Here is a 13,386-nt window from a genome sequence, read left to right as displayed (position 1 = left end):
GCTCACGGCCGTGAGCACGCTCGTGGCGGTCGACGTCGGGGGGTCGGGGCTGCGGCTCGTCACCGACACCGGGGCGGGCCCGCGCCCGGTGCGGTGCGCCCCGGGGGTGCGCGTCGGCGCCGGCGGCATCGACATCGGCGCCCTCGCTGCCGACGCCCGGGCGCTCCTGGCCGCCGAGGGGGTCGAGGCGGCGGACGCGCTCTGCTGGTCGACGCGCGGGCTCCTCTTCCTGTCCGAGCCGGCCGAGGTGCTCGCTGCGGTCGAGTCGGCGCTCGGGGCCCGTCGCACGGCCGTCGTCAGCGACGCCGTCGCCAACCTCGTCGGAGCCCTCGGCGAGGTCGTGCCCGGGGCCGTGGTGGCCGCCGGGACGGGGGCCGTGGCCTTCGGCACGGACTTCGCCGAGCACTGGGCCCGGGTCGACGGCTGGGGCCACGTCCTCGGCGACCGGGGATCGGCGGCGTGGGTGGGCCTCGAGGGCCTCAGGGCGGCACTGCGGGCCCGGGACGGTGTGGGCGGCGGGTCGGCGGCGGTCCTGGCTGCCGCCGGCACCCTGCTCGGCCCGGTCGGCTCCTGGCCGCGGCGGGTCATGACCGGTGCGGACGCTCCAGAGGTGCTCGCCTCGGTCGCGCCCCTGGTCACGGAGGCCGCCGAGGCCGGCGACGTGGTCGCCGCCGGCATCTGTGCCGCGGCAGGTGCCGCGCTCGGGGACTCGCTGCTCTCGGCGGCTGCCGGGCTCGAGGCGCCGCGCCTCGTCGCCACCGGCGGCCTGCTCGGTGCCCGGCCGGTGTGGGCGGCGCTCGAGGCGCACGTGGCGGGCGCCGGGTCCGCGGTGCGGCCGGCGGTCGGCGGAGCGCTGGACGGAGCCCTCGTCCTCGCCCGTCGCCTCGCCGAGACCGGGGACGTGCCGCGGCACGGGGAGTACGTGCACGTCGGCGCCCGGCCCGCCTGACAGACTCGCTCGCCATGGAGACCCCGCAGCACTGGGTCCGGGTCGAGGGGCACAGCCCCCACCTCGGGCGGTCCGGCGGGACCCTCTCGGTCTGGGGGTGGTCCTCGGAGTCCGACGCCGACGCGGAGCAGGTGGGCCGCCGGCGGCTCGCCGAGACGCTGGCCCGCATCGAGCGGGAGGGTCGGCTGACGCCCGGTCACGGCTACTACCCCCGGACGCCGCTGCGCGAGCCGGTCCTCGAGGAGGTGACGTCGGCCGACGGCCGACGCATCGGCGTCGTCACCCGCAACCGGATGGGGTGCGAGGTGCTGTGCTCCGACGTGCTGCTCATCGCGGACGTCGACGTCGCCGAGCTCGCCGACGAGGTCCCGGCGACGGCCCTGCGGCCGCCCGCGCACGCGCGGTCCGGTGGCATCGGCTCGCTCCTGCGCCGGTTCCTCCTCGGGCGCCCCGACCCGACGCCGCAGACCCCCGGCGTCGAGGACGCCGCGGGGCTCGACGAGCCGGAGTCGCCGGCCCTGCCGTCCACCGGCTACGAGGCGTACCCGGTGGACCCCGCCGAGCCGGAGGCGGGACCCCGCGTGACCGCGACCGGGCCGGAGACCCCGTCGGTCGCCGAGTGCCTCGCCGCCGAACCCGCCTGGGAGTTCGCGCGCACCCACCCCGACCTCGGCGTGCGGGTGTACCGCACGGCGGCCGGGCTGCGCGTCATCGTCACGGGGGCCGACGCCGCGCCCGCCTCGGAGTCGACCCGGCGGATCCTCACCGAGCTCGGGACCGACCCGCTGTACGTCGAGCTGTGCGCGACCCACGACAGCTACCGGGCCCGGCTGACCCCCAAGCCGTTCCGGGTCGGCGAGCCCGCTCTCGCGGTGCGCTGGCCGTGCGCCGACGAGGAGCAGGAGCGGCAGTGGCTGAGCTGGGTCGACCGCTACGAGGTGGCGTCAGCGGGGGCTGCGGTGTGCCGGCTCATCAGCGCCTCCGGGCCGGTGCCCGGCGCGGACGAGCAGCGCCTCGTCGAGCTGCACGACGAGCGCACCGGGGTCGGGGTCAAGGCCCCGCTCGCCTGAAGAGGGGGCTCGCCTCGTCCCTCGGCGAGTGACGCCCACTCACGGCATCGCCCACCCCGACAACAGGAAACCCCCGGTCGCAAGCTCCCGGGGGTTCCAGTTGGCGGAGGATGGGGGATTTGAACCCCCGAGGGTTTTATCCCAACACGATTTCCAATCGTGCGCACTAGGCCACTATGCGAATCCTCCGCCGAGGAGGCTACCCGAGCAGAGGCGCCCAGCCGAAATCGGGCCCCGGAACCGGTCGACAGGGGCCGGAGCCTGCTGCCAGGATCTGCTCATGACGACGGGGGAGTCGGCCCAGGCAGCCGCGCCGGACGCGGCGGTCGGCCCGCACCCGGGCCTGGGCAGCGCGCCTCGGGGCCGCCGCCGCACCGACCTGGCGACCGGCTGGGTCATGGTCCTGCTCTGGGCAGCCTGGCTGGTCCTCACCGCCATGACCCAGCCGCGACTCGTCACTCCCGATCGGCTCGCCGAGGACCTGGCGGCCGGCCGGGTCGTGACGTGGCAGGTCGTCGAGGTGCGCAGCGACCGCGACCAGATGGAGGGCTGGGCCGCTGACATCACGACCAACCCGCTGCCGCTCTCGGGTGGGGAGGCCGATCTGACGGCAGCCCAGCTGGGGCCGCCCGCCCTGGCGTACTGGGTGGACGGCCGGGTCGGACGGATGCGCATCGTCGACCCCGCCCTGGCGGCGCCCGGCGGGCCCGCGCCGGCCGTGGACCGGGTGCGCGGCGCCGGCGTGCCGGAAGCATCCGAGATGCGAGACGTCTCCGTCGTGCTCGGTCTGGAGCGGGACTGGCCGGCATGGGCTGCCGGGCCGCTCGGGCTGCTCTTCCTCGCGTCGGTCGTCCTCGGGCCGGCCCCGACCCGCGGGACGCGCTGGTTCTGGTTCTGGCTGGTCTGGGGGACCCTCGGCCTCGGCGTGCTCGCCTACGCGGTCTGGGAGGTGCTGCGGCCGGCCCCCCGGCAGGGCGCACCGGGGGCTCCGCGCCGGCTCCGCGGATGGTCCGGGCTCGTCGTCGCGATCGTCGGCTCGCTCGTCCTCACCGGCCTCGTGGATGGTCTCGCCGACGTCACCCACTGGCTCTGGCTCGTACGGCCCTGACCCGGCCGGTCAGGGCCCGGAGGCCGTGGCCCCGGGAGGACCGACCAGGAGCAGCACCGCCGTGGCCGTGAGCACCATGGCGCCGCCGGCCGCCGTCGCGACGGCCGGGCGCGCCAGGGCGCGGGACAGGACGTGCTCGGCGGGGTGGCCCGGGGCCTCGCCGTCCGGCCCGAGACGCCACCGGTTGCCCAGCCGCCCGGTGCGCTCGACGCGGCGCTCGATCCACAGCGTGGCGAACGGCGGGATGCCGGCGGCGAGCGCGGCCGCCCCCAGGCGCCACGACCAGCGCTGGTCGACCCAGACCAGGACCGTGACGAGGGCGTACGCGAGGAAGACCACGCCGTGGACGAGGCCGAAGACCGCGACCCCCAGCTCGGTGGTGGCGGTGACGTACTTGAGGAACATCCCGACGAGCAGGAGGCTCCAGCTCACCACCTCGGCGCGGGCGAGGGCGGGGAACAGCGTGCGCGGTGTCATCGGGTCCTTCGGTCGGGGTCCTCCATTCTCGGTGATCCGCCCGCGGCCGCCGCACCCGGGCCGGACATGGGCCGACGGCCGGCCCCGGGTGAGGGGACCGGCCGTCGGAGTTCGGGCGGGCGCGGGTGCGCTCAGTCGTGCGCGCCGGGGATGACCCGGTCGTGCCGCAACGAGGTCGCCCGGGTCTCCTTCGCGAGAAGGACCGAGACGACGGTGATGAGCGAGGCGGCCGCGAGGTAGATGCCGACGGCGGTCGTGTTCTTCGTCTCGACCGACCCCAGCAGCTGCAGGGCGATGATCGGCGCCAGGGCCCCAGCGAAGATCGAGGCCAGCTGGTAACCGACCGACGCCCCGGTGTAGCGCACCGAGGTCCCGAAGAGCTCGGAGAAGAACGCGGCCTGGGGCGCGTACATCAGGGAGTGGAAGAACAGCCCGACGAGGACGGCCAGGAGGATCTTCGGCCCGCTGAGGGAGTCGACGAGCCCGAAGAACACGAAGCCCCACACGCCGACGCCGACGGCACCGACGAGGTACAGCGGGCGTCGCCCGACCCGGTCCGAGAGCGCCCCGATCGCCGGGATGAGCACCGACTGCATGGCGGCCCCGCCGAGCAGGGCGCCGAGGACGACACCCTTCGTGGCGTCGAGGTAGGTCGTGACGTAGGTGATGACGACGATGGTGAAGATGTAGTACGAGATGTTCTCGGCCATCCGCATCCCCATCGCCAGCAGGACCTCCTTGGGGTAGCGCTTGACGACCTCGAGGATCGGCAGGTGGCTGCCGCCGGTGGCGTCCATCTCGGCCTTGGCCTCGGCGAAGACGGGGGAGTCCTCGAGGCTGAACCGCACCCAGAGGCCGATGAGGACCATGACCGCGGACAGCAGGAACGGGATGCGCCAGCCCCAGGCGACGAACGCCTCGTCGGACTGGAAGAGCGCCAGGAGCCAGAGGACGGCGGTCGCGAGCAGGTTGCCGAACGGCACACCGGCCTGCGGCCAGCTCGACCAGAAGCCGCGGTGCTCGTCCTTGCCGTGCTCGGCGACCATGAGGACCGCCCCGCCCCACTCGCCGCCGACGGCGAAGCCCTGGAGGAGGCGCAGCACGAGGAGGAGGATCGGCGCCGCGACGCCGATCGTGGCGTAGGTCGGCAGCAGCCCGATCGCCACGGTGGCCCCGCCCATCATGAGCAGCGAGACGACGAGCATCTTCTTGCGTCCCACGCGGTCGCCGTAGTGGCCGAACACGACCCCGCCGAGCGGACGCGCCACGAAGCCGAGCGCGTAGGTGCCGAAGGCGAGGAGGGTGGCGGTCAGCGGCTCGGACTCGGGGAAGAACAGCGTCCCGAAGACGAGGGCGGCGGCTGAGCCGTAGAGGAAGAAGTCGTACCACTCGACGGCGGTGCCGACGACGCTGGCGAAGACGATCTTGACGATGCTCGCGCGGGGCGGCGCTGAAGGCGCGGGCCCGGCTGCTGGGGTGACGACGGTGTCGGACATGGACGATGAAGATAGGGCCGGGGGGTGCGGTGGATGGTGTCGCGTGCCGACACAAGTCGTGGTCCCCGGTGGGGTGAGGTCACACTCACGGCGGGGCGACCTGACGATCCGCCGGCCCGCCGCCGGTCGGGTGGCCCGCGAATTTCCCCGGAGGCGTCCCGTCCCCGTACGATCGAGCACGGCACCCCGCGTGGTGGTACCTCACCGAACTCCCCCAGGGCAGGAATGCAGCAAGGGCAGGTGGGCTCTTCCAGGTACGCGGGGTGTCCTCGCGTCCGGGGACGGTCAGCGGGCGGAGGTCACCGGCTCGTCGGCGGTCTCCGGGCCGCACACGCCGCCGCAGCCGCCGGCGCCGCACCCGCAGCCACCGGCCGGCGCCTCCGCGGCCGTCTCCTCGGCGCCGGAGCCGCACGCTCCGCCACAGCACCCGCCGCCACAACCCCCGCCGCCGGTGGCCACCTCGGGCTCGGTGCCCTGGAGGTCCCAGACCTGGCGGATGGACTGGAGCAGCACGTCGACGGGCTGGGCGCCCGCGACGCCGTACTTCTGGTCGAGGACGAACATCGGCACCGACGAGATGCCGATCTGCGCGGCGAGTGCCTCGTCGGTGCGGACGTCGATGCCGAAGTCGTCACCCTCGAGCAGGCCCCGGACCGCGGCCTCGTCGAGCCCGGCCTCCACGGCCAGGCGCACGAGCGTCTCGGGGTCGCCGATCGCGGCGCCCTCGGAGTACCAGGCGCGCATCACCCGGTCGGTGACGACGTCCTCGAGGTCGACGGAGCGGGCGTAGTGGACGAGCCGGTGCGCGTCGTAGGAGTTGCCGCCGACGAGGCGCTCCCACTGGAAGTCGAGGCCGACGGCCGCGGCGTCCTCGGCCATCCGGGTGTGCTGCGCCCGCATCTGCTCGGGGCTCGTGCCGTACTTCTCGGCGACGCGGTCGACCTGCGGGGTGTCGAGGACCGCCGGCGCGTTGCGGTCGAGCTGGAAGCTGTGCCACACGACGCCGATCTCGTCGGCGTGCTCGAACTGCTCGAGGGCCAGCTGGAGGTGGCGCCGTCCCAGGTGACAGAACGGGCAGAGGATGTCGGACCACACGTCGATACGCACCCCCCGAGGGTAGGTCACCGGCCGCGCCGGGTGTCTCCCGGCGGCACTAGGGTCGGGGGATGAGCACCGCCTTGTACCGCCGCTACCGACCCGAGACGTTCGCCGACGTCATCGGGCAGGAGCACGTCACCGAGCCGCTCATGCAGGCGCTGCGCACCGGGCGGGTCGGGCACGCCTACCTCTTCTCGGGCCCCCGCGGCTGCGGCAAGACGACCAGCGCGCGCATCCTCGCCCGCTGCCTCAACTGCGCGCAGGGCCCCACCCCCGAGCCGTGCGGCACGTGCGACTCGTGCGTCGCGCTGGCCCGCGGCGGGTCCGGCACCGTCGACGTCATCGAGATCGACGCCGCGAGCCACGGTGGCGTCGACGACGCCCGCGACCTGCGCGAACGCGCCTCGTACGGGCCCGCGCAGAGCCGCTACAAGATCTACATCATCGACGAGGCGCACATGGTGACGCCGCAGGGCTTCAACGCCCTCCTCAAGATCGTCGAGGAGCCGCCCGAGCACGTGAAGTTCGTCTTCGCGACGACCGAGCCCGAGAAGGTCATCGGCACGATCCGCTCGCGCACCCACCACTACCCGTTCCGGCTCGTCCCTCCGGCCCGCCTCCAGAGCTACATGGAGGAGCTGTGCCGGCTGGAGGGGATGCAGGTGGCGCCGGGGGTCCTCTCGTTCGTCGTCCGGGCCGGGGGCGGCTCGGTCCGTGACTCCCTCTCGGTCCTCGACCAGCTCATGGCGGGCTCGGGCGATGCCGGCCTCACCTACGAGTCGGCGGCGGCGCTGCTCGGGTTCACCGACGCAGAGCTCCTCGACGCGACCATCGAGGCCCTCTCGGCCGGCGACGCCGCGGCCGTCTTCCGCGCCATCGACCGGGTCGTCGAGACCGGCCTCGACCCGCGTCGGTTCGTCGAGGACCTCCTCGAGCGGCTGCGCGACCTCATCGTGGTCCAGGCCGTCCAGGAGGGCGCCGGGCAGGTGCTGCGGCACCTCCCCGAGGACCAGATCGAGCGGATGCGCCGCCAGTCCGCCACCTTCGGGGCGGGGGCGCTCTCGCGTGCCGCCGACATCGTCAACGCCGGGCTCACCGAGATGACCGGCGCCACCGCGCCCCGGCTCCAGCTCGAGCTCATCGCGGCCCGCATCCTCCTGCCGGGCGCGGCCGGCGAGGCCGGCTACGCGGCCCGCCTCGACCGGCTCGAGCGGCGCCTCGACGTCGGTGGGGTCCCCACCTCGGCCGCCGGCGCCGCTGCCCCCCAGCCGCGCCCGGCCGCGGCACCCGTCGCTCCCGCTGCGCCTGCGCCTGCGCCTGCGGCTCCAGCTCCCGTCGCGGCACCCGCCCCGACGCGTGAGCCGGAGCCCGCCACCGCCGGGCCGGCCCCGGTCGCCGCTGCCCCCGGCGAGCCCGAGGCGCCGCCCCCGCGTCCGGCCGAGCCCGATCCCGCGCCGGCTCCCGAGCCGACGCGCGCCTCCGCGGCGCCCGCCCCCGCGCCTGTGCCCGACGCCCCGGTCGCCCGCGGCCCGGGCGGGATCGACACCGACGCCCTGCGCCGCTCGTGGCCGGACGTCCTCGAGTGGCTGAGCCGCCACAAGCGGGTCACCTGGACCTTCGTGTCGCAGAACGCGCAGATCGCCGAGTACGACGGCTCGCGGGTCGTCCTGTCGATCTCCACCGTCGGCCTCGCCGACACCTTCCGCCGCGGCGCGCACGCCGAGTACGTCCGCCAGGCACTGATCGACGTCCTCGGTGTCGACGCCCGAGTCGAGGGCGTTCCAGGCGACGGCCCGCCCGCCACCCCTCCCGAGCAGCCCGCCCCGGCGTCCCGCCCGGTGCGCGACGAGGCGCCGCCCGTGGACGCCCCCGATGACCCGGGGCCCGCGAGCCCGGACGGCCCCGTTGCCGGTTCAGGGGCGCAACCGCCCCGGGCCGCCGCGCCGAGCTGGTCCGACGCCCCGCCGCCGGGCTCCGCCCCGGCCTGGGCCAGCCCGCTCGAGCAGGCCCGCGCCGCGGTCGCCCAGGAGGCCGAACAGGAGCAGGTCCGCGTCGAGCACGTCGTCGACGACACCGCCATCAGCCACGACGACGAGTCGATCGACGACCTCACCGACGTGGGGGTGCCCGTCGTCGAGCGCATCCTCGGCGGCACGGTCATCAGCGAGGAACAGCGATGAGCCGTGCGGCGTACCGCGTCGGCCACCTGGCCGTCGCGCCCGCCGCCAAGCTCATCTGGCGCCCCACCGTCACCGGGCGCGAGCACGTGCCCCGGTCGGGCGGGGTCCTCCTCGCGAGCAACCACCTCTCGTTCATCGACTCCTTCGCGATCCCCATCGTCGCGCCGCGCCCCGTCAGCTTCCTCGCGAAGTCCGACTACTTCACGGGTCCGGGTCTCGGCGGTGCCGTCCGGCGGGAGTTCTTCCACGCCATCGGGGCCATCCCCGTCGACCGGCACTCGTCCCGGGCGGCGCAGGAGTCCCTCGACGCGGCGTTGGCCGTGCTGCGCGCCGGCCGGGCCTTCGGCATCTACCCCGAGGGCACCCGCTCGCGGGACGGCCGGCTCTACAAGGGCCGGACCGGAGTGGCGTGGCTCGCGCTCACCGCGGGTGTCCCCGTCGTCCCCGTCGGGCTCGTCGGGACGGACGAGGTCCAGCCCGTGGGCAGCAGCTTCCCCCGGCCCGCGAAGGTCCGGGTCTCCTTCGGGCGGCCCATCAGCCCCGAGCCCTACGCCGACCTGCCCGCGGGCAAGGCCCGGCGCCTGCTCACCGACGCCGTGATGGACGCCATCGCCGACCTCAGCGGGCAGGAGCGGGCCGAGGTCCACAACGAGCTGCCACCGGGGTCCACGGGGGCCGCCGTCGGCATCTGAGCGGCCGCCGGAGATACTGGGGGGAGGTACCCCTACACGCGACGGAAGGACCCCCCATGGCCACGACCCAGCAGTTCCACGCCACCGGGCTCACCTGCGGCCACTGTGCGCACGCGGTGAAGGAGGAGCTCCTGGCCGTGCCGGGCGTGCACGACGTCGACGTCGAGGTCCTGGTCGACGGCGCCTCGACCATCACCGTGACGACCGAGCACCACCTCAGCGACGAGCAGGTCGCGGCAGCGCTCGACGAGGCCGGCAGCTACGTGCTCGTCCACCCCTGACCTCCCCGACTTCCACCGCCCGGGCGGCGGAGCCGTCGCGGGGGGTGCGGAGGCCGTACGCTCGAGGTGTGTACGAAGGCGCGGTCCAGGACCTCATCGACGAGCTCGGCAGGCTGCCGGGCGTCGGTCCCAAGAGCGCCCAGCGCATCGCCTTCCACCTGCTCCAGGCCGACCCCGCCGACGTCGAGCGGCTCACCCACGCGCTGGCCGAGGTCAAGGCCCGGGTCCGCTTCTGCGAGGTGTGCTTCAACGTCGCGGAGGCCGAGCGCTGCCGCATCTGTGCCGACCCGCGCCGCGACAGGACGGCGATCTGTGTCGTCGAGGAGCCCAAGGACGTCGTCGCCATCGAGCGCACCCGCGAGTTCCGGGGCACCTACCACGTGCTGGGCGGCGCCATCAGCCCCATCGACGGCATCGGCCCGCAGGACCTGCGGGTGCGCGAGCTGCTGACCCGTCTCGCCGACACCAGCGTCACCGAGGTCATCATCGCCACCGACCCGAACCTCGAAGGTGAGGCCACTGCGAGCTACCTGTCGCGGATGCTGCGCGACGTCGGCGTGCCCCGGGTCACCCGACTGGCCTCCGGCCTCCCCGTCGGCGGCGACCTCGAGTACGCCGACGAGGTGACCCTCGGGCGGGCCTTCGAGGGGCGGAGGCTCCTCGATGCCTGACACCTCCCTGACGGACGCCGCGGCCGAGCAGGCCGCCGTCGCCGCCGACTGGGCTGCACTCGCGCGCGACACCGCGGACGATGCCCGGACCTACCTGACCACCATCCGCCACATCGCCGCCGGGGCCGCACCTGAGGCGTCGCTGCCGATGCTCCTCCTCGCTCTGTCGGACATCCTCGTCGCCGGGGCACGGCTCGGCGCCGTCCAGGACGTGGTGCCCGAGGAGCGCTTCGAGCCGGACGCCCCCGACCCCGAGCTCGCCCCGCTGCAGCAGAGCCTCGCCAACCTCTTCGAGGGACTCGACGAGTACGCCGACGTGGCCGACCCGCTCACGAGCCCCGAGCTCGCCGTGGGGTCGGTGTCCAACGACCTCGTCGAGGTGGCGGCGGCGCTCGCCCACGGGCTGGCCCACCACGCCGCCGGCCGGCCGTTGGAGGCCCTGTGGTGGTGGCAGTTCAGCTACCTCTCGCACTGGGGGGAGCGGGCGGCGTCCGCGCTGCGGGTCGTCCAGACCCTCCTCGCGCATGTGCGTCTCGACGCCGACGAGGAGACCGTCGCCGAGGCGGAGTTCGACGCGCTCCATCCCTGAGGCCCTGCCGGGCTGACAGCGGCCGCCGCCTCGTCAGTGCGGGCCGGTCGCATGGCACGGGGTCAGGCGGGGTCGGGGAGCTTCCCGGACCGGACGGCCTCCTTGATCGTGTCGCCCGCGTCCCAGTCGTTGACGTGCATCGCGGCGATGACAGCACCGTCGCGCCGCCAGAAGGCGCGGAACTGCTTGTCCGCCAGGCTGCCCTGGATGACGACCTCGTCATCGGCGCCGGCGCTGCCTACGTACTCCATCCCGAGGTCGTACTGGTCGGTGAAGAAGTAGGGCGGCTCGGCGTACTCCTCGTCGGCCCCGGCGAGGTTGTGGGCGGCGACCTTGGCCTGCTTGATCGCGGTGTCCCAGTGCTCGACCCGGATCCGACGGCCGAGCCGCGGGTGCGCGTGGTTCGCGATGTCGCCGACGGCGTAGACCGACGGCACGGAGGTCCGCAGCCGGGCGTCGACGAGCACCCCGTTGTCGACGTCGAGCCCGCCCGAGCGGGCCAGGTCGACCCGAGGGGTGACCCCGATGCCGACGACGACGAGGTCGGCGCCCTCGAGATCGACAGGCGTCACCTCGGTGCCGAGGCGGAGGTCGACGCCGTGCTCGCGGTGCAGGTCGGCGAAGACGGCCGCGACGGTCGGGCCGAGGACCCGCAGCAGCGGCAGCTCCTCCATCTCGAACACCGTCACGTCCGACCCCGCGGACCGGGCCGCGGCGGCCGCCTCGAGGCCGATCCAGCCGGCGCCGACGACGACGATCCGGGCGCCCTCGCCGAATGCGGACTTGAGGCGGTCGCTGTCCTCCACCGTGCGGAGGTAGGCGACCGGCACGTCGGCCGAGTCGGCGAGGGGCAGCGTCCGCGGCTCCGCCCCCGTCGCCAGGAGCAGCTGGTCGTAGGTGAAATCGCCGCCGGTGGTCGACAGGGTGCGGCTGTCGGTGTCGAGGCCGGTCGCGGTGACCCCGAGACGCAGGTCGACGTCGTGCTCGGCGTACCACTCGAGCGGATGGACGAGTGCCTTCTCGAACGGGTCGTTACCGAGGAGGTACCCCTTCGAGAGCGGCGGGCGCTCGTACGGGGCGTGCTCCTCGGACCCGACGAGCACCACAGGCCCCTCGTATCCCTGGTCCCTCAGCTCGGTGGCGGCGGTGGCTCCCGCGAGCCCGGCTCCGACGATGACGATCGACATGGCACCGACGCTACGCCGCACCGGGGCCGGTGTGGGCCGCGACCATCCCAGATGTACCTGCTTCGACCAATAGGTCACGCCAGGTACGGGAACGTCCGACCCGACGTCCCGGATTCGACCAATAGGTCACGCCAGGTACGGGCCGGGGTCCGGGGCCGGTGTACCTGAGGTGACCTATTGGTCGATGTGGGGGCGGACCGAGGGTGGGTGCCGGACGCGGCAGGCTTCCGCGATGTGGCCGTGAGGTCCGCCCTGTGGACCGCTGGCTACAGTTGGGGCGACCCCAGCGGACCCACCCACCCGGAGACCAGCGTGCCCATCGTCGTCCAGAAGTACGGCGGCTCCTCGCTCGCCGACGCCGAGAGCATCAAGCGCGTCGCCAAGCGCATCTCGGAGACGAAGAAGGCCGGCAACGACGTCGTCGTGGCGGTCTCGGCGATGGGGGACACCACCGACGAGCTGCTCGACCTGGCCCAGGACGTCAGCCCCCTGCCGCCCCCTCGCGAGCTCGACATGCTCATGACGGCCGGCGAGCGCATCTCGATGGCCCTCGTGGCCATGGCCATCACCGACCTCGGCCACACCGCGCGCTCGTTCACCGGCAGCCAGGCCGGCGTCATCACCGACAGCGTCCACGGCAAGGCCAAGATCATCGACGTCACCCCCGGCCGCATCACCGAGGCGCTCGGCAAGGGGCACGTCGTCATCGTCGCGGGGTTCCAGGGCGTCAGCCAGGACACCAAGGAGATCACGACGCTCGGGCGGGGCGGCACCGACACCACCGCCGTCGCGCTGGCCGCGGCGCTCGAGGCGAGCGTCTGCGAGATCTACACCGACGTCGACGGGGTGTTCACCGCCGACCCGCGCATCGTCCCGACGGCCCGCAAGATCGACCGCATCTCGGCCGAGGAGATGCTCGAGCTCGCCGCCTGCGGCTCCAAGGTCCTGCACCTGCGCAGCGTCGAGTACGCCCGCCGCTTCGACATCCCCATCCACGTCCGGTCCTCGTTCTCGCAGAAGATCGGGACCACCGTCACCGACCAGCCCGCCCCCGAAGGAGTTCCCGTGGAAGCCCCGATCATCGCCGGCGTCGCCCACGATCGCAGCGAGGCCAAGGTCACCGTCGTCGGCGTCCCCGACCGCACCGGCATGGCTGCCAAGATCTTCGAGTCCGTCGCCGCGGCCGAGATCAACATCGACATGATCGTGCAGAACGTGTCGGCAACCGAGACCGGCCTCACCGACATCTCCTTCACGCTGCCCAAGAGCGACGGCCCGACCGCCGTCCAGGCGCTGCAGAAGATCCAGTCCGAGGTCGGCTTCACGCAGGTGCAGTACGACGACCAGATCGGCAAGCTCAGCCTCGTCGGCGCCGGCATGCGCTCCAACCCCGGCGTCTCGGCCACCTTCTTCAGCGCGCTCGCGCAGGCCGGGGTCAACATCGAGATGATCTCGACCTCCGAGATCCGGATCTCGGTCATCACCCGGGACGAGCTGCTCGACGACGCGGTCCGCGCCGTCCACAGCGCCTTCGGTCTCGACTCCACCGACGGGGAGGCCGTCGTCTACGGGGGCACCGGCCGCTGAC

At 74.0% G+C, this 13,386-nt stretch carries 13 protein-coding genes, 1 tRNA gene and 1 other RNA gene; 10 read left to right on the top strand and 5 right to left on the bottom strand.

Annotation, left to right across the window (positions count from 1 at the left end):
* Positions 1–10 precede the first annotated feature (10 nt).
* Both Q0963_RS12185 and Q0963_RS12180 read left to right on the top strand, forming a co-directional pair.
* Positions 11–949: a BadF/BadG/BcrA/BcrD ATPase family protein gene (locus Q0963_RS12185; protein ID WP_299446175.1), complete on the top strand. Its 939-nt coding sequence runs from the start codon at positions 11–13 to the stop codon at positions 947–949.
* 14 nt (positions 950–963) lie between these two features.
* On the top strand, positions 964–2,019 hold the full coding sequence (locus Q0963_RS12180) for a hypothetical protein (RefSeq protein ID WP_299446173.1): 1,056 nt from the start codon (positions 964–966) through the stop codon (positions 2,017–2,019).
* Between the two features lie 101 nt (positions 2,020–2,120).
* Here the strand turns inward: Q0963_RS12180 and Q0963_RS12175 are convergent.
* Positions 2,121–2,208, bottom strand: a tRNA-Ser gene (locus Q0963_RS12175).
* Positions 2,209–2,299: 91 nt separating this feature from the next.
* Here Q0963_RS12175 and Q0963_RS12170 point away from each other — a divergent pair.
* Positions 2,300–3,127, top strand: coding sequence for a hypothetical protein (locus Q0963_RS12170; RefSeq protein ID WP_299446171.1), 828 nt, complete (start codon positions 2,300–2,302; stop codon positions 3,125–3,127).
* A 9-nt stretch (positions 3,128–3,136) separates the two neighbouring features.
* Here Q0963_RS12170 and Q0963_RS12165 read toward each other — a convergent pair whose 3' ends face one another.
* Positions 3,137–3,604: a DUF3817 domain-containing protein gene (locus tag Q0963_RS12165; RefSeq protein WP_299446169.1), complete on the bottom strand. Its 468-nt coding sequence runs from the start codon at positions 3,602–3,604 to the stop codon at positions 3,137–3,139.
* A gap of 131 nt (positions 3,605–3,735) precedes the next feature.
* Positions 3,736–5,100 carry an MFS transporter gene (locus Q0963_RS12160; protein ID WP_299446167.1) on the bottom strand — a complete coding sequence of 455 codons (1,365 nt, stop codon included), beginning with the start codon at positions 5,098–5,100 and terminating at the stop codon, positions 3,736–3,738.
* A 177-nt stretch (positions 5,101–5,277) separates the two neighbouring features.
* Between Q0963_RS12160 and ffs the strand changes: the two genes are divergently transcribed.
* Positions 5,278–5,374: signal recognition particle sRNA small type (gene ffs, locus Q0963_RS12155), an RNA gene on the top strand.
* A gap of 11 nt (positions 5,375–5,385) precedes the next feature.
* Here ffs and Q0963_RS12150 read toward each other — a convergent pair.
* Positions 5,386–6,207 carry a DsbA family oxidoreductase gene (locus Q0963_RS12150; RefSeq protein WP_299446165.1) on the bottom strand — a complete coding sequence of 274 codons (822 nt, stop codon included), beginning with the start codon at positions 6,205–6,207 and terminating at the stop codon, positions 5,386–5,388.
* 59 nt (positions 6,208–6,266) lie between these two features.
* Between Q0963_RS12150 and Q0963_RS12145 the strand changes: the two genes are divergently transcribed.
* The 5 genes from Q0963_RS12145 to Q0963_RS12125 all read left to right on the top strand — a co-directional run bounded on the left by Q0963_RS12145 (position 6,267) and on the right by Q0963_RS12125 (position 10,611).
* Positions 6,267–8,378, top strand: a complete 2,112-nt coding sequence (locus Q0963_RS12145; RefSeq protein WP_299446163.1) for a DNA polymerase III subunit gamma and tau — start codon at positions 6,267–6,269, stop codon at positions 8,376–8,378.
* Entirely contained in the window at positions 8,375–9,070 is a 696-nt protein-coding gene (locus Q0963_RS12140) for a 1-acyl-sn-glycerol-3-phosphate acyltransferase (protein ID WP_299446161.1), read from the top strand. The genes Q0963_RS12145 and Q0963_RS12140 overlap by 4 nt, the downstream gene beginning before the upstream one ends.
* A gap of 56 nt (positions 9,071–9,126) precedes the next feature.
* Positions 9,127–9,351 (top strand): heavy-metal-associated domain-containing protein, encoded by a 225-nt coding sequence (locus Q0963_RS12135; protein WP_299446159.1) that lies wholly within the window; start codon positions 9,127–9,129, stop codon positions 9,349–9,351.
* A gap of 68 nt (positions 9,352–9,419) precedes the next feature.
* Entirely contained in the window at positions 9,420–10,022 is a 603-nt protein-coding gene (gene recR / locus Q0963_RS12130) for a recombination mediator RecR (protein WP_299446157.1), read from the top strand.
* Positions 10,015–10,611: a DUF5063 domain-containing protein gene (locus tag Q0963_RS12125; protein WP_299446155.1), complete on the top strand. Its 597-nt coding sequence runs from the start codon at positions 10,015–10,017 to the stop codon at positions 10,609–10,611. The genes recR and Q0963_RS12125 overlap by 8 nt, the downstream gene beginning before the upstream one ends.
* Positions 10,612–10,673: 62 nt before the next feature.
* Here the strand turns inward: Q0963_RS12125 and Q0963_RS12120 are convergent, their stop codons facing one another.
* Complete coding sequence (locus Q0963_RS12120; RefSeq protein WP_299446153.1) at positions 10,674–11,798, bottom strand: NAD(P)/FAD-dependent oxidoreductase; 1,125 nt, start codon at positions 11,796–11,798, stop codon at positions 10,674–10,676.
* A gap of 312 nt (positions 11,799–12,110) precedes the next feature.
* Here Q0963_RS12120 and Q0963_RS12115 point away from each other — a divergent pair, with 312 nt between their 5' ends.
* Positions 12,111–13,385, top strand: a complete 1,275-nt coding sequence (locus tag Q0963_RS12115) for an aspartate kinase (protein WP_299446151.1) — start codon at positions 12,111–12,113, stop codon at positions 13,383–13,385.
* The last annotated feature ends 1 nt before the right edge of the window (position 13,386 follow it).

The organism is uncultured Phycicoccus sp., assembly GCF_947495705.1.
GTDB lineage: Bacteria > Actinomycetota > Actinomycetes > Actinomycetales > Dermatophilaceae > Phycicoccus.
This window is presented reverse-complemented; position numbering and strand designations above follow the sequence as displayed.